The sequence below is a fragment of the Peribacillus sp. TH27 genome (assembly GCF_016650915.1).
Taxonomy (GTDB): Bacteria; Bacillota; Bacilli; order Bacillales; family DSM-1321; genus Peribacillus; species Peribacillus butanolivorans.
Map to the genome: position 1 here is coordinate 2,314,943 of NZ_JAEKEV010000002.1, position 18,514 is coordinate 2,333,456.

The 18,514-nt window shown below is 42.7% G+C and carries 16 protein-coding genes, 2 rRNA genes and 1 riboswitch; of the genes, 5 read left to right on the forward strand and 13 right to left on the reverse strand.

The annotated features are described in order from the left end of the window. Positions 1-80: 80 nt before the first annotated feature. The 3 genes from JFU24_RS12685 to JFU24_RS12695 form a co-directional block, all read right to left on the reverse strand. Positions 81-3,014, reverse strand: a 23S ribosomal RNA gene (locus JFU24_RS12685). 175 nt (positions 3,015-3,189) lie between these two features. Further along, positions 3,190-4,742 (reverse strand): 16S ribosomal RNA (locus tag JFU24_RS12690). The 16S and 23S rRNA genes sit together here, the layout of an rRNA operon. Positions 4,743-5,024: 282 nt before the next feature. Beyond that, on the reverse strand, positions 5,025-5,888 hold the full coding sequence (locus JFU24_RS12695; protein WP_201182779.1) for a nucleotidyltransferase-like protein: 864 nt from the start codon (positions 5,886-5,888) through the stop codon (positions 5,025-5,027). 181 nt (positions 5,889-6,069) lie between these two features. Between JFU24_RS12695 and JFU24_RS12700 the strand changes: the two genes are divergently transcribed. Further along, positions 6,070-6,423 carry a YgzB family protein gene (locus tag JFU24_RS12700; protein WP_053344507.1) on the forward strand — a complete coding sequence of 118 codons (354 nt, stop codon included), beginning with the start codon at positions 6,070-6,072 and terminating at the stop codon, positions 6,421-6,423. Between the two features lie 105 nt (positions 6,424-6,528). Here JFU24_RS12700 and perR read toward each other — a convergent pair whose 3' ends face one another. The 7 genes from perR to JFU24_RS12725 form a co-directional block, all read right to left on the reverse strand. Next, the gene (gene perR / locus JFU24_RS12705; protein ID WP_053344506.1) at positions 6,529-6,972 is read right to left on the reverse strand and encodes a peroxide-responsive transcriptional repressor PerR; all 444 of its coding nucleotides are present in this window, start codon (positions 6,970-6,972) and stop codon (positions 6,529-6,531) included. Between the two features lie 313 nt (positions 6,973-7,285). Beyond that, complete coding sequence (locus JFU24_RS30775) at positions 7,286-7,414, reverse strand: NAD(P)-dependent oxidoreductase (RefSeq protein WP_309558556.1); 129 nt, start codon at positions 7,412-7,414, stop codon at positions 7,286-7,288. Between the two features lie 58 nt (positions 7,415-7,472). Further along, positions 7,473-7,658 carry an NAD(P)-dependent oxidoreductase gene (locus tag JFU24_RS31035; RefSeq protein ID WP_277950978.1) on the reverse strand — a complete coding sequence of 62 codons (186 nt, stop codon included), beginning with the start codon at positions 7,656-7,658 and terminating at the stop codon, positions 7,473-7,475. Positions 7,659-7,701: 43 nt separating this feature from the next. Continuing rightward, the gene (locus JFU24_RS30290) at positions 7,702-7,896 is read right to left on the reverse strand and encodes a hypothetical protein (RefSeq protein ID WP_342214745.1); all 195 of its coding nucleotides are present in this window, start codon (positions 7,894-7,896) and stop codon (positions 7,702-7,704) included. A gap of 271 nt (positions 7,897-8,167) precedes the next feature. Further along, the gene (locus tag JFU24_RS12715; RefSeq protein ID WP_201182781.1) at positions 8,168-9,277 is read right to left on the reverse strand and encodes an aminopeptidase; all 1,110 of its coding nucleotides are present in this window, start codon (positions 9,275-9,277) and stop codon (positions 8,168-8,170) included. A gap of 11 nt (positions 9,278-9,288) precedes the next feature. Further along, positions 9,289-9,759 carry a thioredoxin-dependent thiol peroxidase gene (gene bcp, locus JFU24_RS12720; protein ID WP_201222116.1) on the reverse strand — a complete coding sequence of 157 codons (471 nt, stop codon included), beginning with the start codon at positions 9,757-9,759 and terminating at the stop codon, positions 9,289-9,291. A 62-nt stretch (positions 9,760-9,821) separates the two neighbouring features. Beyond that, positions 9,822-10,241, reverse strand: a complete 420-nt coding sequence (locus JFU24_RS12725; RefSeq protein ID WP_053344503.1) for a potassium channel family protein — start codon at positions 10,239-10,241, stop codon at positions 9,822-9,824. A gap of 291 nt (positions 10,242-10,532) precedes the next feature. Then, a riboswitch (cobalamin riboswitch) is annotated at positions 10,533-10,723 on the forward strand. Positions 10,724-10,878: 155 nt separating this feature from the next. Here JFU24_RS12725 and metE point away from each other — a divergent pair. Both metE and JFU24_RS12735 read left to right on the forward strand, forming a co-directional pair. Then, entirely contained in the window at positions 10,879-13,188 is a 2,310-nt protein-coding gene (metE, locus tag JFU24_RS12730) for a 5-methyltetrahydropteroyltriglutamate--homocysteine S-methyltransferase (protein WP_201250023.1), read from the forward strand. Then, complete coding sequence (locus JFU24_RS12735) at positions 13,181-13,669, forward strand: acyl-CoA thioesterase (protein WP_201182787.1); 489 nt, start codon at positions 13,181-13,183, stop codon at positions 13,667-13,669. The genes metE and JFU24_RS12735 overlap by 8 nt, the downstream gene beginning before the upstream one ends. Before the next feature lie 40 nt (positions 13,670-13,709). Here the strand turns inward: JFU24_RS12735 and JFU24_RS12740 are convergent, their stop codons facing one another. Genes JFU24_RS12740 through JFU24_RS12750 form a run of 3 tightly spaced genes read right to left on the reverse strand, consistent with a single transcriptional unit; the run spans position 13,710 to position 16,347 of the window. Next, positions 13,710-14,495, reverse strand: a complete 786-nt coding sequence (locus tag JFU24_RS12740; RefSeq protein ID WP_201182789.1) for an ABC transporter permease — start codon at positions 14,493-14,495, stop codon at positions 13,710-13,712. Positions 14,496-14,499: 4 nt separating this feature from the next. Further along, the gene (locus tag JFU24_RS12745) at positions 14,500-15,291 is read right to left on the reverse strand and encodes an ABC transporter permease (RefSeq protein WP_056522169.1); all 792 of its coding nucleotides are present in this window, start codon (positions 15,289-15,291) and stop codon (positions 14,500-14,502) included. 48 nt (positions 15,292-15,339) lie between these two features. After that, positions 15,340-16,347: an ABC transporter ATP-binding protein gene (locus tag JFU24_RS12750; RefSeq protein WP_053344498.1), complete on the reverse strand. Its 1,008-nt coding sequence runs from the start codon at positions 16,345-16,347 to the stop codon at positions 15,340-15,342. 151 nt (positions 16,348-16,498) lie between these two features. Between JFU24_RS12750 and JFU24_RS12755 the strand changes: the two genes are divergently transcribed. Beyond that, entirely contained in the window at positions 16,499-16,819 is a 321-nt protein-coding gene (locus JFU24_RS12755) for a hypothetical protein (RefSeq protein ID WP_201250024.1), read from the forward strand. 144 nt (positions 16,820-16,963) lie between these two features. Beyond that, positions 16,964-18,253: a glutamate-1-semialdehyde 2,1-aminomutase gene (locus JFU24_RS12760; protein ID WP_201250025.1), complete on the forward strand. Its 1,290-nt coding sequence runs from the start codon at positions 16,964-16,966 to the stop codon at positions 18,251-18,253. Positions 18,254-18,514 lie beyond the last annotated feature (261 nt).

Genomic DNA, 18,514 nt, shown 5'->3' on the forward strand with positions numbered 1-18,514 from the left:
ACGTCTTTTTGAGAAAATGCAAGAAGAAATTTTCATTCCTTCAAAACTAGATAATAAGAAGGTATTTCATTTTTTAAAGCGTGGTTAAGTCCTCGATCTATTAGTATCAGTCAGCTCCACATGTCGCCACGCTTCCACCTCTGACCTATCAACCTGATCATCTTTCAGGGATCTTACTAGCTTGCGCTATGGGAAATCTCATCTCGAGGGGGGCTTCATGCTTAGATGCTTTCAGCACTTATCCCGTCCGCACGTAGCTACCCAGCTATGCCTTTGGCAAGACAACTGGTACACCAGCGGTGCGTCCATCCCGGTCCTCTCGTACTAAGGACAGCTCCTCTCAAATTTCCTGCGCCCGCGACGGATAGGGACCGAACTGTCTCACGACGTTCTGAACCCAGCTCGCGTACCGCTTTAATGGGCGAACAGCCCAACCCTTGGGACCGACTACAGCCCCAGGATGCGATGAGCCGACATCGAGGTGCCAAACCTCCCCGTCGATGTGGACTCTTGGGGGAGATAAGCCTGTTATCCCCGGGGTAGCTTTTATCCGTTGAGCGATGGCCCTTCCATGCGGAACCACCGGATCACTAAGCCCGACTTTCGTCCCTGCTCGACTTGTAGGTCTCGCAGTCAAGCTCCCTTGTGCCTTTACACTCTACGAATGATTTCCAACCATTCTGAGGGAACCTTTGGGCGCCTCCGTTACTCTTTAGGAGGCGACCGCCCCAGTCAAACTGCCCACCTGACACTGTCTCCCACCCCGATAAGGGGCGCGGGTTAGAATTTCAATACAGCCAGGGTAGTATCCCACCAACGCCTCCACCGAAGCTAGCGCTCCGGCTTCTCAGGCTCCTACCTATCCTGTACAAGCTGTACCAAAATTCAATATCAGGCTGCAGTAAAGCTCCACGGGGTCTTTCCGTCCTGTCGCGGGTAACCTGCATCTTCACAGGTACTATAATTTCACCGAGTCTCTCGTTGAGACAGTGCCCAGATCGTTACACCTTTCGTGCGGGTCGGAACTTACCCGACAAGGAATTTCGCTACCTTAGGACCGTTATAGTTACGGCCGCCGTTTACTGGGGCTTCGGTTCAAAGCTTCGCTTGCGCTAACCTCTCCCCTTAACCTTCCAGCACCGGGCAGGTGTCAGCCCCTATACTTCGCCTTGCGGCTTCGCAGAGACCTGTGTTTTTGCTAAACAGTCGCCTGGGCCTATTCACTGCGGCTTTTCCGGGCTATTCACCCTAAAAAGCACCCCTTCTCCCGAAGTTACGGGGTCATTTTGCCGAGTTCCTTAACGAGAGTTCTCTCGCACACCTTAGGATTCTCTCCTCGCCTACCTGTGTCGGTTTGCGGTACGGGCACCTTACATCTCACTAGAGGCTTTTCTTGGCGGCGTGGAATCAGGAACTTCGGTACTATATTTCCCTCGCCATCACAGCTCCGCCTTAATGGAAACGGGATTTGCCTCGTTTCCGGCCTAACTGCTTGGACGCGCATATCCAACAGCGCGCTTACCCTATCCTTCTGCGTCCCCCCATCGTTCAAACGATGTATAGGTGGTACAGGAATATCAACCTGTTGTCCATCGCCTACGCCTTTCGGCCTCGGCTTAGGTCCCGACTAACCCTGAGCGGACGAGCCTTCCTCAGGAAACCTTAGGCATTCGGTGGAAGGGATTCTCACCCTTCTTTCGCTACTCATACCGGCATTCTCACTTCTAAGCGCTCCACCAGTCCTTCCGGTCTGACTTCAACGCCCTTAGAACGCTCTCCTACCATCGACACCATACGGTGTCAATCCACAGCTTCGGTGATACGTTTAGCCCCGGTACATTTTCGGCGCGGAGTCACTCGACCAGTGAGCTATTACGCACTCTTTAAATGATGGCTGCTTCTGAGCCAACATCCTGGTTGTCTAAGCAACTCCACATCCTTTTCCACTTAACGTATACTTTGGGACCTTAGCTGGTGGTCTGGGCTGTTTCCCTTTCGACTACGGATCTTATCACTCGCAGTCTGACTCCCAAGAATAAGTATTTGGCATTCGGAGTTTGACTGAATTCGGTAACCCGTTGGGGGCCCCTAGTCCAATCAGTGCTCTACCTCCAATACTCTCATCTTGAGGCTAGCCCTAAAGCTATTTCGGAGAGAACCAGCTATCTCCAGGTTCGATTGGAATTTCTCCGCTACCCACACCTCATCCCCGCACTTTTCAACGTGCGTGGGTTCGGGCCTCCATTCAGTGTTACCTGAACTTCACCCTGGACATGGGTAGATCACCTGGTTTCGGGTCTACGACCTCATACTCATTCGCCCTATTCAGACTCGCTTTCAGTCGCGGCTCCGTCTTATCAACTTAACCTCGCATGAAATCGTAACTCGCCGGTTCATTCTACAAAAGGCACGCCATTACCCATTAACGGGCTTTGACTACTTGTAGGCACACGGTTTCAGGATCTATTTCACTCCCCTTCCGGGGTGCTTTTCACCTTTCCCTCACGGTACTGGTTCACTATCGGTCACTAGGTAGTATTTAGCCTTGGGAGATGGTCCTCCCTGCTTCCGACGGGATTTCTCGTGTCCCGCCGTACTCAGGATCCACTCAGGAGGGAACGAAGTTTCAACTACAGGGTTTTTACCTTCTTTGACGGACCTTTCCAGATCACTTCATTTACCCCGTTCCTTTGTAACTCCATGTTGAGTGTCCTACAACCCCAAGAGGCAAGCCTCTTGGTTTGGGCTAATTCCGTTTCGCTCGCCGCTACTCAGGAAATCGCATTTGCTTTCTCTTCCTCCGGGTACTTAGATGTTTCAGTTCCCCGGGTCTGCCTTCAGTACCCTATGTATTCAGGTAAAGATACTGTTCCATTACGAACAGTGGGTTTCCCCATTCGGAAATCTCCGGATCAAAGCTTACTTACAGCTCCCCGAAGCATATCGGTGTTAGTCCCGTCCTTCATCGGCTCCTAGTGCCAAGGCATCCACCGTGCGCCCTTTCTAACTTAACCGTTAAAAAAGATCTTACTGATGCTTTGAAAAAATTAATTGCCTTCTATCTATTATCTAGTTTTCAAGGAACAAAGTAGAAAGAATCCCATCACAACGTGATGATGTCTTTCGTATCTGAATGAATTACTCATTCAAAACTGAACAAAACAAAAGCGCTCTCGTATTTATCCTTAGAAAGGAGGTGATCCAGCCGCACCTTCCGATACGGCTACCTTGTTACGACTTCACCCCAATCATCTGTCCCACCTTAGGCGGCTGGCTCCATAAAGGTTACCTCACCGACTTCGGGTGTTACAAACTCTCGTGGTGTGACGGGCGGTGTGTACAAGGCCCGGGAACGTATTCACCGCGGCATGCTGATCCGCGATTACTAGCGATTCCGGCTTCATGTAGGCGAGTTGCAGCCTACAATCCGAACTGAGAATGGCTTTATGGGATTCGCTTACCTTCGCAGGTTTGCAGCCCTTTGTACCATCCATTGTAGCACGTGTGTAGCCCAGGTCATAAGGGGCATGATGATTTGACGTCATCCCCACCTTCCTCCGGTTTGTCACCGGCAGTCACCTTAGAGTGCCCAACTGAATGCTGGCAACTAAGATCAAGGGTTGCGCTCGTTGCGGGACTTAACCCAACATCTCACGACACGAGCTGACGACAACCATGCACCACCTGTCACTCTGTCCCCCGAAGGGGAACGCCCTATCTCTAGGGTTGTCAGAGGATGTCAAGACCTGGTAAGGTTCTTCGCGTTGCTTCGAATTAAACCACATGCTCCACCGCTTGTGCGGGCCCCCGTCAATTCCTTTGAGTTTCAGCCTTGCGGCCGTACTCCCCAGGCGGAGTGCTTAATGCGTTAGGCTGCGAGCACTAAAGGGCGGAAACCCTCTAACACTTAGCACTCATCGTTTACGGCGTGGACTACCAGGGTATCTAATCCTGTTTGCTCCCCACGCTTTCGCGCCTCAGTGTCAGTTACAGACCAGAAAGTCGCCTTCGCCACTGGTGTTCCTCCAAATCTCTACGCATTTCACCGCTACACTTGGAATTCCACTTTCCTCTTCTGCACTCAAGTTCCCCAGTTTCCAATGACCCTCCACGGTTGAGCCGTGGGCTTTCACATCAGACTTAAGGAACCACCTGCGCGCGCTTTACGCCCAATAATTCCGGACAACGCTTGCCACCTACGTATTACCGCGAGTCGCTGGCACGTAGTTAGCCGTGGCTTTCTGGTTAGGTACCGTCAAGGTACCAGCAGTTACTCTGGTACTTGTTCTTCCCTAACAACAGAACTTTACGACCCGAAGGCCTTCTTCGTTCACGCGGCGTTGCTCCGTCAGACTTTCGTCCATTGCGGAAGATTCCCTACTGCTGCCTCCCGTAGGAGTCTGGGCCGTGTCTCAGTCCCAGTGTGGCCGATCACCCTCTCAGGTCGGCTACGCATCGTCGCCTTGGTGAGCCATTACCTCACCAACTAGCTAATGCGCCGCGGGCCCATCTATAAGTGACAGCAGAACCGTCTTTCCATCTTCTCTCATGCGAGAAAAGAACATATCCGGTATTAGCTCCGGTTTCCCGAAGTTATCCCAGTCTTATAGGCAGGTTGCCCACGTGTTACTCACCCGTCCGCCGCTAATCTCAGGGAGCAAGCTCCCATTGATTCGCTCGACTTGCATGTATTAGGCACGCCGCCAGCGTTCGTCCTGAGCCAGGATCAAACTCTCCGAAGAAATGTTTGACTTGCTCATTTTGCTTTTTGATAGTGTGTGCTCACTTAAAAAATTAACGTTGGCGCTTTGTTTTGTTCAGTTTTCAAAGAGCAATTTCGTTGTCGTTTACTTCGTAAGCGACTTTTACATCTTATCATGTTGTAGACTATTTTGTCAACATGTTTTTTGATGTTTTTTGTTTTGTTGAAGCTGCGAAAGCTGATGTCCCGCAGCGACATGTATTAATATAACACCTAGATTATTATTGGTCAACACTAAAAATGATTTTTTTGAAATATTTTTTTATACTCTATAAAATCGATGATAAACGTCTTGTCCTTTTGTTTCCACTTTGATGACATCAATTACTTTCTTCTCTATTAAGTATTCTAACAGAACACCTAGATCTACTGAATAATAATTAAGTTCCGGATGATCCATTAACTCTGCAATTGTCCAAGGATCTTCTTTTGTACTCATTATTTCAACTAAATGCTGTGAACCCGTATTCGTCCTAGAGTAAATAAGAAATTCACTCGCAAGGAAAAGAAGCTCCAATCTTTTTTCAAGCGTTTCCTCACTACTAATCAATTCTTTATACAACTTATAGATTTCAGGTTCCATATGTTTCACTTGGTTCCAGACTGTAACTTCTGGATAAAAACCTTGTTCTATTACTTCCAAACGAGCTAAGTGATGCAGGGAATGAACAATATGGTTATATGCATCAAGATAATGACCTTTTTCAAAGAAGCCTTTTCCATCCATATATCTGCGAATTAACTTCGCAAACTCCATCCCTATCTTCAACTTTCTTCCATAAAAAGGGAACTCTCGAATTTCGGTTTTCAAATGATCCAAATATTCATTTCGGTCAAAGAGGACCTTTCCGTTATAAATCCAGTCAACTACTTTTCGGTTTGTACCTAATAGAAGCCATTCTTTTAGTTGTTCTTCCTTTACGATATGTAAAGCTGCCTTTTTGTCCTGATATGTGTAGTGTTTTAAAAACACTGCCTCTTCTGCTTCATCTACAATAACAAAAAGAATGTAGTCAAATGTATCGGTAATCGGGCTATTATTTTCTCTTTTTTCTATTAACAAGATTCCAAGTGTAGATTTTAAACTTGCTCGCTCTTGATAAATCGGGCGAAGGATATCTTCCATTATAAATTCCTCCAAAACCTTTTTTTTTTTACATTCGACAAAACTCTTCAAAATCCTGTATTTCACCTAGATGATATTTACAAAAACAACATATTCAAAAGTAATATGTATCCTTTATTTCTTTTTTGTTCCATCCGTAGTTTATGTTATAGTTAAAGTTATATTTTAGGAGGGACAATCCATGGCTAAATATTCTAGCAAAATCAATAAAATCCGTACATTTGCTTTAAGTTTGATTTTCATCGGCTTTATTGTGATGTATCTTGGACTTTTCTTTAAAACACACCCTATTGTTATGACACTTTTTATGGGTCTAGGTCTTTTATTCATAATTGCAAGTACCGGCGTTTATTTTTGGATTGGAATGCTTTCTACAAAATCGATCCAGGTTGTATGTCCTAACTGTAGTAAACCTACAAAAATATTAGGGCGTGTGGATATTTGCATGCATTGTGAAGAACCATTGACCCTTGATAAAAAGTTAGAAGGCGAAGAATTTAACGAAAAATATAATCGCAAAAGCCTGCAAGACTAAATAACCCCTTAAGAGAGCTTATTTATCCCAGGCAGATGGTCCAAGATTAATTGTATCATTTTTTTGCAACAAAAAAAAAGTTCCAACCAAGTGGCGGAACTTTTTTTAATGTGCTTCTTTTTTTGAGCACTCTGTACAGTCTCCATAGATTTCCATCCGATGGTGACTAACATTGAAACCGGTGACCTGTGCTGCAAAATGTTCGACTTCGTCCAATGCCGGATAATCAAAATCTACAATTTTTCCGCAGGTTTGGCAGATTACATGATAATGATTCGTCGTTACAAAATCAAATCTTGCTGAAGAATCACCATAGGTAAGTTCTTTAACCAATCCTACTTCTCGGAACACACGCAAGTTGTTATAAACCGTAGCCACACTCATATTGGGAAACTTACCTTCTAGCGCTTTATATATATCATCTGCGGTAGGGTGGGACATAGAGCTTATCAAATATTCAAGTATCGCATGGCGTTGAGGAGTTATTCTTACACCGGTATCTTTAAGGGAATCCAACGCTTCTTTTAACTGAACTTCAGACACCGCCATCCACCTCTTTTTTCTCATTAAGTATGAATTATTAAATTATAATATTTATAAATAGTGTACCTTTTATACGTTGATTTTGTCAATATTTCATCTGTTTATCGATTCATTTTTAGTTTATTCATTACCCCTTTAATTCTTTCCCATTTTCTAATTGTGCCTAGTATCCTTTTGATTGATCTCAATGACGTTGATAAAGTCTTTTCCATCTATTCAGGAATTCATGCATGTTTTTTTCGAAAATTGAAAAGGTTCTAGGTAAATATTCACTGCTTTTACTCGAAAGATGCGGTGTGACCGTTACATTTTCCATACGCTAAAACGGATGCTCCTTATCTAAAGGTTCTGGATCGAATAAATCTAAAATGGCATGAGCAATTTCCCTGTTTTGTAAAACCTCTATCAACACTTCCTCTTTAACCAGATCACCTCGTCCAATATTCACGAAGACAGCAGAACCTTTCATAGCTTTAAAGTGTTCTTTTTGCTACAGATTTTGTCTTTCAATCGTACTTGGCAGAACAGATACGATGTAACTTACTCAGAGAGCCCATAAAGACGATCAAGTGCTGCACAGGATTTCCGCTACGATTGACCCCAATTGTGGTCATCCTAAAGGCTTTCCCAAGACGCGCTACCTCTCCGCCAATTGCACCAGCACCAAGAATGAGTATCGATTTCCCATTCAATTCTCATACTTCTATCTTTCTATCCCACAGCTCGACGTCTGCTTCATTCATGATAAGCTGTTTCAATTTCTTTTCGTACTGTAAAAGCATCCCAATCGTGTACTACCAAAATCCCGCGCTTCTCAATGACTTTAAAAGGCATTAATTCCATACCTGCACTCATAACCATAACCCACTTTAAATTCGGTGCTTTCTCAATTGTCTCATCTGTTAAATCTTCGCCGTATGGAATTAAGATTTTTGCTTCACGAAGTGGTTCATCCTCTCAATCCCCTTGATAAATGAAATTCAAAGCAGGAAAGGTATCCTCCATCTGCTTTTGGATGTCTTCTTTTGGAATAATTATTGAAAGTACTAACATGTTTATCTCACCTTTTAATTAACATAAAAAAAACACGGGCTCTGTATGTCCCGTGCAACTTTCTCTGAGGAGGTATTCCCTTAATAAAGCATATTCAGGTGTCCTCTTTTTGAGTTGGACAAAAGCCTTACCCCTGTTAAAAAAGGCTTTATTTTAATAAATTTGGATTTAAAGCACTTAGTTCCGGCAACATAAAAATGCCATCCCTTCGGATCAGAATGTCATCAAAGTAGATATCACCACCGCCATATTCAGGACGCTGGATCAAAACCATATCCCAATGTGTAGAAGAACGGTTACCATTATCAGCCTCTTGATAGGCTTGGCCAGGAGTTAGATGCAGACTGCCACATATTTTCTCATCAAACAAAATATCGTCCATTGGCTCCAAAATGTAAGGATTGATTCCAAGCGCGAATTCCCCAATAAAACGGGACCCTTCATCTACATCGAGAATCTCATTCATTTTAGAATTTTGATTAGAAACTGCTTTCGTGATTTTCCCCTTTTGTATGGTTAAAACTATGTCACGAAAGGTGATTCCTTGATATGTTGAAGGTGTGTTGAAGGCTACCCTACCATGAACACTCTCTTTTACGGGTGCCGTGAACACTTCCCCGTCAGGGAGATTATTTTTCCCAGCGCATATGACAGCCGGCATTCCTTTAATGGAAAAGGTGAGATTTGTCCCAGGTGAAACAATCCGGACTTTTTCAGTACGCTCCATCAATTGCTTAAGCGGTTTCAGTGCCACTTCCATTTTCCCGTAATCCATTGTGCACACGTTTAATAGAAAGTCTTCGTACTTTCTAAAACTCATACCGGCTTTTTGTGCTAATCTGACAGTCGGGTAATTAAGTAAAACCCAACGCCGGTTGTTTACATAGAAAAGAGTCGACGACTTCATCGCTTCCCCATGAAGACGATGCCTCTCTGCAGGAACTTCTGCCAATTCAGCATCGTTTTCTTCACTGGAGATGATTATTATCGCATCAATATCAGTATATTTCCTCAAAGTCCATTGTGATAAGGTATCAAGTTGTTCCTTCACATTCCCTTTTAACAAGTGTCGGCTTATTTCATCGTCTTCCAGTTCGACATATGGATATGCACCGATTCTGTATGTTTCATCAATCAGCTCTTTCAATAGCGGTTTCATGTTGATATGACCCCGTATCAAGATTCTCTCTTTTGGCTGTAATTGTACGGAATGATGAATCAGCCTTTCAGCAAGCTTGGTTATTCGCTTATCCTTCATCTGGCTGTACCTTATTTTTCTAGATCACGAAGAGTTTCAAGCGCTTCTTCGACATGGCCTTTGACTTTTACCTTACGCCATTCTTTAACTATCGTTCCTTCCTTATCAATCAGAAAAGTTGAACGTTCAATGCCCATATATTCCTTGCCGAAGTTCTTTTTTAATTTCCATACATCATATAATTCAGCAGCCTCTTGATTTTCGTCAGCTAGTAGCAGAAAAGGTAACCCATATTTTTCAATAAATTTTTCATGACGCGCCGCCGGATCTGGACTGATCCCTATGATGACAGCATTCAATTCCTCAAACTGCTCATTGTGGTCACGGAAATCACAGGCCTCCGTTGTGCAACCAGGCGTCATGTCTTTCGGATAAAAATATAAAACAACGTGTTTGCCCTTAGAATCCGATAGGGAAACTTTTTCACCGTTGTTTGCAGGAAGTTGAAAATCCGGTGCTTTTTCTCCAATTTTAACAGTCATTCTTACCCCTCCATTTCTTTCATTATGGTAAGCGTACCCAATAATTGAAAGAAACACAACTTTCATTTATTCTTCCTTTCCTTCTGTTCTAAGTCAATCACTGTCCGGATCACAAACGCAGCCGGGAGAGTGTATCCAATGAACGCCTGGATTGTCGCAATCATCCTGCCCATGCCTATCGGGGCTATATCTCCATACCCTACTGAAAACATTGTCATTGCACTAAAATAAAAAGAAGTCTTCAGTTGCTCGTAAAAACTGCCGTCTAAACGATTGCCCATATCAAGAATCACCGAATGATTCTGAAGCTCGTATAATAAATAAATCAGTGCAAAACCTACTAATATCGTCGCATATAAATTGCCGAGCCATAGCATATCCTCTAGAGAAAACTTTTTTCCTCCCGACTCAACAAGAAATAACGTTCGAATGCTCATCACCATGCAAAAAATAATCCCTGCAATCAAGATGTAAAAAGTCATCCCCCACGCCTCATTTCAAAACAACCCACTCCCCCTATACATACTCCCCGTCCAAACAATATATTCTTTATTTAGGGGTCAGACCCCATTTCCCAACATTCACATCCTTAAACAAACCTAGGTGCACCAATAGTTTTGTCGATATAGGGCGGGGTCAGACCCCATTTCCCGAGACTTTTTTCCTTGTTGACCATTTTAGTCGGGATATGATAAGCTTGTCTAAATTTTTATAATAGTTTTTATTTTATAAATATTTGTTGCCTGCAGTTTAATTTACAGCGGGTTTGTGAAATTTCATATGTGGAAATAGGTTCCTAATTTTTTTAGGATTAAAAGGGAAGTCCGGTGTAATTCCGGCACGGTCCCGCCACTGTAATAGGAATGTTAGCGCTATGCAATATGCCACTGATTTTCGGATTGGGAAGGCCTGCCGCTAATAAGATTCCTAAAGTCAGGAGACCTGCCTGTTTCGACAACACTGTTTTAACCTACGGAGAATAGGGAAGTGTTAGGGACCTTATAATTTTAAGGGGTTTTTGTATACCCCTTTATTTTAAGCATTTCTAACTTTCTCTTTTGACGGTTAGGGGTGCTTTTTTTGTTGTTATTTTATTTTTTAAAAAAAGAATGTAGGAGGATGGGAATATTGAAAAGTAGTAGTTTAGGGTACCCGCGAATTGGGGAAGATCGTGAATGGAAACGCACATTAGAAGCCTACTGGTCGGGAAAAATCGATGAATCGGAGTTTACGGCACAGCTAGAAGCCATCCGTTTAGGCAACTTACAAAAGCAAAAGGACCAAGGTATAGATATTATTCCTGTCAATGACTTTACTTTATATGATCAAATGCTCGATATGTCTGTAATGTTCGGTCTTGTTCCTGAGCGTTATTCAGCCTATAAAGGCGGCACTGTTCCCCTTTCTGTATATTACTCTATGGCTCGCGGAAACAAGGATGAAGTTGCTTCTGAAATGACGAAATGGTTCAATACAAACTATCACTATATCGTTCCCGAATTAAAACCGTCGAAGCTGACTTTGACAGAAAATAAACCACTTGCTGCTTATCGCGAAGCCAAAGAAAAACTAGGAATTGAAGCTAAGCCCGTTTTAGTCGGACCTTATACTTTTATTACTCTGTCTAAAGGCTACAATAAGCAAGATGTACCTGGAATCATCCTTAGTCTCCTGCCTTTATACACACAAATTCTGCAAGAGTTAGAACAAGAAGGCGTGAAGTGGGTGCAAATGGATGAACCCTCCCTTGTTTCATCCATTTCTAAAGATGATATGCAAACTGTTACTTACTTATATGAAAAATTGAATGAAGCAGCTCCAAACTTGAACATCATGCTACAAACATACTTTGATGCGGTAGAGCACTACCAAGAAGTTATTGAATTACACGTTCAAGGGATCGGTCTTGATTTTGTCCATGATAAAGGGAAAAACCTTAGTAATCTTCAAGAATTCGGCTTCCCGAAAGACAAAGTGCTCGGTGCAGGTGTGATTGATGGGAAAAACATATGGCTTTCCGATTTATCGAAAAAGAATCAGTTGATCAATACCCTCACAAAAACCGTAGCCGAAGACCAAATTTGGCTTCAACCCTCTTGCTCCCTGCTTCATGTACCAGTAACGGTTCGTAATGAGACGGCTCTTACTAAAGAAGTGCAACAGGCCCTTGCTTTTGCTGATGAGAAGCTTGAAGAAATCACTCTACTAGTAAAAGGTTGTAATCAAGGTGCCGAAGCAATTGCTGAAAAAGTAGCCGCTAACAAATTAGCACTTCAAACGTTAGCAAATTCAAACGCGCGAAACCATAAAGACGTCCAAACTGGTGTCGAACAGGCGAAGAGTCAAACAGCCGGCCGTCAGCTGCCATTTAAAGAGCGTTATCACAAACAACAGGAATTTTTCAAACTGCCTTTCCTTCCATCAACAACAATCGGAAGCTTTCCGCAGACAGCTGAAGTAAAACAAGCTCGCGGGAAATTCAAACGAGGAGAATGGACGGCTGCTCAATATGAAACATTTGTTAACGAGGAAATCAGCAAATGGATCGATATCCAGGAAGAAATCGGCTTGGATGTTCTTGTACATGGAGAATTTGAACGAACAGATATGGTTGAATTTTTCGGCCATAAACTGGGCGGATTCGTTTTCCTCGAAAAAGGCTGGGTACAATCTTACGGTTCTCGCTGCGTAAAACCGCCTGTTATCTACGGCGATGTTCATTTCATCGAGCCGATGACGGTCCGGGAAAGTGTGTACGCGCAATCCCTGACGAAGAAAACGGTAAAAGGAATGCTGACAGGTCCTGTAACAATTCTGAACTGGTCATTTGTACGTGATGATATTTCAAGGGAGAATGTTTGCTACCAGTTAGCTCTTGCCTTGGAAAAAGAAGTGAGAGCGTTAGAAACTTCCGGAATCAAAATGATTCAGGTGGATGAGCCTGCCCTTAGAGAAGGTCTGCCATTGAAAAAAAGCGACCGCGATGAATATTTAAAATGGGCTGTGAACTCCTTCCTGATTTCCACTTCAAGTGTGGAAGATACAACTCAAATTCACACGCATATGTGTTATTGCGATTTCAACAGCTTCATGGATGTCATCTCTTCCCTGGATGCCGATGTAATTTCCATAGAAACATCTCGCAGCCACGGTGAACTAGCTACCGCATTTGAGGAAAAAACGTATGAAAAGGGTATTGGTCTAGGCGTATATGATATTCACAGTCCACGGGTTCCTGCAGTCGAGGAAATGGTCGATATGATTGAACGAGGCATCAAAGTATTGGATAAAGATCAATTTTGGATTAACCCGGACTGCGGTCTGAAAACAAGGGGCGTTCCTGAAACCGTTGCTTCTTTGAAAAATATGGTGGAAGCCGCAACAATCGTTCGCAAAAACCTACTGGTCAATCAACAGTCAAATGACTGAAAAAGGTATTGATCTTACAAATGCTAATCCTATCCGGCAGTCACGGACTTTTTTAACAGATCTTGTTTTCCCACCAGATACGAATCATCACAACACCATCTTTGGCGGTAAGGTGATGGCCTATGTAGATAAAATCGCCTGCATTTCAGCAATGCGCCATTGCCGAAAACCGGTTGTGACCGTATCAAGTGACTCCTTTGACTTTTTGGCACCCATCAAGACAGGGGATGCGATTAACCTTGAGGCCTATGTCACCTGTGCCCATCGGACGTCGATGGAGGTATTTGTGAAAGTAGAGCGAGAGAACTTATTAACCGGCGAAAAGCAGCTTACAGCCCGTGCTTTTTTAACGATGCTAGCAATAGACGAAGATGGAAAGCCCACCCCCGTTCCTCAGGTATTTCCGGAAACGGAAGAGGAAAAGCAGCAATTTGTTCAAGCACAAGCTAGATATATTGAAAGAAAGAATAAGCGTAAATAAGAAAAATCCCTTCAACAGTGTTAATGTTGAAGGGATTTTTTTAGTTTCCGGCCCCTCGGTACCTTTTCACTCCCTGATTCCAAATGAAAACAGATACAGTGAAAAAGACAATCCCGATAACCGGTGTTGCAAATGCATAAACATACCACTCTTCTTTTCTAAGAAAATAAGAGGCTGGATACACGCCGACAAACGCAAATGGCAGCACCCATGTAAGTACAAACCGAATGACCTTGTTATAAATATCAACAGGATAGCGGCCGTAGTTCCCGATATTGTACATCATTGGCATGATTGACGTTTTCGCATCCGACCAGAACCCAATACTTGCAATTGCTACAAAGATGGACGCATAAGCAAGTGCCCCACCGATTGAAAAAATCACAAAGAGAATAGGGTCATACCAGACAAGCTCGAGATTCAACGAAGCACCCGAATAGAAAATAATGATCAGGCCGGTCACAACACCAAATAATGATTCAAGCTCAATTCTTTCCAAAATGACTTGAAACAGGCTGTGGATTGGCCTAGTTAATATTCGGTCCATCTCACCTTTAACGATATAGCGATCGTTAAAATCCCAGATATTAAAAAATGAAGAAAAAAGAGCAAATGGTATAAGGAAGAATCCGTATATGAAAATAATTTCTTCACGGCTCCAACCGCTTAAAAATTGCGTATGTCCGAAAACAACTAAGATAAATACCAGATTCACAACCTGATTCAATAGGTCAGAAAGAATTTCCATGAAAAAATCGGCACGGTACTGCAATCTCGTTTTCATATATTGGCTTACATATTGAAAAAACATCGATACATAGAACATCTCATCAACCTCCTTGAATAATCAGCTGTTTTTTTGCGACTATCCATAAAAGCTGAATTGGTATTATGAGAATGATGACCCAAATAAATTGCTGTAATAAGGCCATGCCGATATCGCCTGAGCTATAACCATTTGTGAAAATCATACTTGGTACATAGCTGATCCCTTGAAAGGGCAAATACTTCATTACTTCTTGCGCCCATATTGGGTAAAAACTGATTGGTAGTAACAGCCCGGAAAATAAATCAATGATGACTCTTTTTGCCCGGATCAACCCTGCGTTGTTATATAAGAAAAATGTAGTGATTCCCGTTAATAAGTTAATTTGTGTATTAATGATGAAACTGAACAGCAAGGAAATGCCGAATATTCCCCACGTTGCCGGTTCATGTGGCAATTCGATAGGAAAAATAAAAGCTACCAGCAGCATACCTGGAATGGAAAAGAAGAAGAAACGGAATATTCCCTCTCCCAGTCCTTGCATCGTCTTCATGCCTAAGTAGTTATAAGGTCGAATCATTTCGATGGCAACTTTGCCGTCTTTTATTTCATTAGCAATTTCACGGTCAATATTATTAAAATAAAAAGCACGCGCCATCCAGGCAACCGCTACATAGGTTGTCATCTGCATACTTGAAAGTCCTTCGATGGAGCTTTTATCCCCATATATCGCATTCCATAAGAAATAATAAGCACCAATATTGATGCTATAAATTAAAATACCGGTATAATAATCCGTTCGATACGCAAGCATCATCAAAAAACGCATGCGAATCATAGCAAGATATTTCCCCATGGTCCTCTCCCTTCTTGTCAGACACGTTGTTTCTTAATGGTACGAGAGTCAGACCGTGCCTTCTTCATAAATATTACGAACAATCTCTTCGATAGAGGTTTCATGAATTTTGACGTCCTTAATTTTAAAATGTGATACGACCGCAGAAACAAGCTGTGAAATATGATCGCTTTCCTCTTTCATCATAGCCATGTAAGTTTGATGTTTTTCATCGTATACCCAGTTCGCGGTAAACGGCAGCGGTAAGGATTGCAATTCGTGTAACTCAACTGGCTCAATAAATTGAAAGTGAACCTGTTTTTCCTCCGCCCAATTATCTTTCAAACTCTGCAGTTCCCCATCATAAATAATCTGGCCTTCATCAAGCATGATTACGCGCTCACACAAAGCCTCTATGTCTCCTAAGTCATGGGTAGTCAAAAGGATTGTCGTGTTATATTTTTTATTGATTTCTTTCAAAAACTCGCGAATTTTCATTTTCACGAGCACATCAAGTCCAATCGTCGGCTCATCTAAGAACAGCAGCGGTGGATTGTGAATCAGTGCTGCAGCAAGCTCACAGCGCATCCGCTGACCAAGTGAAAGTTTACGCACCGGTTTGTCGAGCAAAGGGCCGATATCGAGCGTCTTGATCACATGTTCCATATGGTCGTTATATTGTTCATCTGATACTTTGTAGACTTTTTTCAGCAACCGGAAGGATTCTTGGACTGCGATATCCCACCACAGCTGGGAGCGCTGACCAAATACAACCCCGATTGTCTGCGTGAACTTTTCCCGTTCTTTATGTGGATTCATGCCATTTACCGTAATTTCACCCGCTGTTGGCTCTAAAATACCTGTCAGCATTTTAATCGTTGTCGATTTCCCTGCACCATTTTCCCCGATATAAGCTACCATCTCACCCTTTTTTACAGTAAAATTAATATCGTTAACAGCAGGAACAATTTTATAATTTCTTGTAAGTAAATCGCGAAAGGCCCCTTTTAAACCAGATCGGCTTGATACCGACTTAAATTCCTTCCGCAGCTGTTTCACTTGAATTGCATCACTCATTCTATTATTTCCTCCGTAATCTCTTGTCCTAATGAATTAGTTTATCCAACCTCAGCTTTTTAGACAATAAAAATGCCTAGATGCAAAGGACTATTTTCAGGGCAAATTTTGGCGTTGCATGAGATACATATATAAAGGAGACAAGTATGCTATGAATATTAAACAATTATTACTATCCCAAATCGAAAAGGTCGTTATCGATCTTCGATATGATTTCCTTTACGAAGATGAATACGATGAAATATTATGCCAAGTTGTTCAAAGGGATTCCTCCGGATCGATTGAAAACACCCCCTTAAGCTTCCACTTGCATATTAATGAAGAAAAAGAAACCGGCCACCTTATCTTCTACCAAGCCCAAGGTGAAATCAAACGCCAAAGCTTTGACATCGAAAACCCTATCACCATCCTGAACATCCTATCCTTTATAACTGAAGTTTTGGGGTCAGACCCTATTTCCCAAACAAAATAAAATGCGAAGAAGCCTGCTGTTTCTAGGGTTTCAGCGTTTTTATTAGGGGCCAGACCCTATTTCCCAACCTTTCACCCCAGATTTCTGGCCAGAAAAGTGCTATGATTAAGGGGATTATGATTGTATTTTTAGGAGGTTTTTAGATTGGATTTTAGTAATTCAGAGCTTTTACATAAAGAAGCATTGGAGCATATTGTCGGCGGGGTCAACAGCCCTTCTCGTTCTTATAAAGCCGTAGGCGGCGGTTCACCGGTAGCCATGGATCATGCCAAGGGAGCTTACTTCTGGGACGTCGATGGCAACAAGTATATCGATTATCTAGCGGCATACGGGCCGATCATCACTGGCCACGCCCACCCCCATATAACAGAGGCGATTACAAAAGCAGCTGAAACAGGTGTTTTATACGGTACGCCCACCAAACACGAAGTCAAGTTCGCCAAAATGCTGAAAGAAGCGATTCCATCCCTAGATAAAGTCCGCTTCACCAATTCAGGTACTGAATCTGTTATGTCCACCATCCGTGTGGCCCGCGCTTATACTGGACGCGACAAAATCATCAAGTTTGCCGGCTGTTACCATGGTCACTCCGACCTTGTTCTCGTAGCTGCAGGTTCAGGTCCGTCCACGCTTGGAACACCGGACTCTGCTGGTGTTCCGAAAAGTATTGCACAAGAAGTCATCACGGTGCCTTTCAATGATATCGAGCCATTTAAAGAAGCGCTTAACAAATGGGGCAATGAGATTGCTGGTGTCCTAGTCGAGCCGATTGTCGGCAACTTTGGAATCGTCGAGCCAAACCCAGGCTTCTTAGAAGAAGTCATCTCTCTATCTCATGAAGCCGGTTCACTCGTTATTTTTGATGAAGTTATCACCGCTTTCCGTTTTATGTACGGTGGAGCACAGGACCTTTTGGGAATTCAGCCTGACCTGACTGCCCTTGGAAAAATAATCGGTGGAGGCCTTCCAATCGGCGCTTATGGCGGTAAAAAAGAAATCATGGAAACTGTAGCACCGCTCGGACCTGCCTACCAAGCAGGAACGATGGCAGGTAATCCAGCTTCCATGCTTTCTGGGATTGCATGCTTAGAAGTTCTAAAAGAAGAAGGTCTATACGATAAGCTTGATCGCTTAGGAAAAATCCTCGAAGAAGGTATCCTAAAAGCAGCTCGCCAATATAATGTCCCTATCACTACTAATCGCCTTAAAGGGGCTTTAACTATCTACTTCACAACAGAAAAAATTGAAAATTATGAGCAGGCAGAAAACACGGATGGCGAAATGTTCGGTAAGTTTTTCAAGCTTATGCTTCACCAAGGCATCAATTTGGCACCGTCAAAATATGAAGCTTGGTTCTTGACAATAGCTCACACAGATGATGATATCGCTTATACTCTAAAAGCGGTTGAACATGCATTCAAAAACCTAATATAAGAAATAAAAAAGCATAATTATGCAATTTTTATACACCTCCAAGATGCACATCATTCTTGGAGGTTTCTTATTTCCTTTAAATAAATCATTGAAATTGGCCTTTAAATCATTTTTTCATAAAATTGACACTCATCCTCTCATCCAATCTATTGTATAAAAAATTGATTTCTGAATATTTAAATGATATGATATCAATACATTTATATACAATTTCTTTCAATCAATTAATAACTTAAACGTTTGTTTAAGTTTACTAATATT

Bases quoted from the DNA above. Each gene is read 5' to 3' on its own strand.
- JFU24_RS12750 (WP_053344498.1), bottom strand. From the start codon at position 16,347: ATGAGTGATGCAATTCAAGTGAAACAGCTGCGGAAGGAATTTAAGTCG.
- JFU24_RS12695 (WP_201182779.1), bottom strand. From the start codon at position 5,888: ATGGAAGATATCCTTCGCCCGATTTATCAAGAGCGAGCAAGTTTAAAA.
- bcp (WP_201222116.1), bottom strand. From the start codon at position 9,759: ATGACTGTTAAAATTGGAGAAAAAGCACCGGATTTTCAACTTCCTGCA.
- metE (WP_201250023.1), top strand. From the start codon at position 10,879: ATGGGAATATTGAAAAGTAGTAGTTTAGGGTACCCGCGAATTGGGGAA.
- JFU24_RS12725 (WP_053344503.1), bottom strand. From the start codon at position 10,241: ATGACTTTTTACATCTTGATTGCAGGGATTATTTTTTGCATGGTGATG.
- JFU24_RS12745 (WP_056522169.1), bottom strand. From the start codon at position 15,291: ATGGGGAAATATCTTGCTATGATTCGCATGCGTTTTTTGATGATGCTT.
- perR (WP_053344506.1), bottom strand. From the start codon at position 6,972: ATGGCGGTGTCTGAAGTTCAGTTAAAAGAAGCGTTGGATTCCCTTAAA.
- JFU24_RS12755 (WP_201250024.1), top strand. From the start codon at position 16,499: ATGAATATTAAACAATTATTACTATCCCAAATCGAAAAGGTCGTTATC.
- JFU24_RS12700 (WP_053344507.1), top strand. From the start codon at position 6,070: ATGGCTAAATATTCTAGCAAAATCAATAAAATCCGTACATTTGCTTTA.
- JFU24_RS12715 (WP_201182781.1), bottom strand. From the start codon at position 9,277: ATGAAGGATAAGCGAATAACCAAGCTTGCTGAAAGGCTGATTCATCAT.
- JFU24_RS12735 (WP_201182787.1), top strand. From the start codon at position 13,181: ATGACTGAAAAAGGTATTGATCTTACAAATGCTAATCCTATCCGGCAG.
- JFU24_RS12740 (WP_201182789.1), bottom strand. From the start codon at position 14,495: ATGTTCTATGTATCGATGTTTTTTCAATATGTAAGCCAATATATGAAA.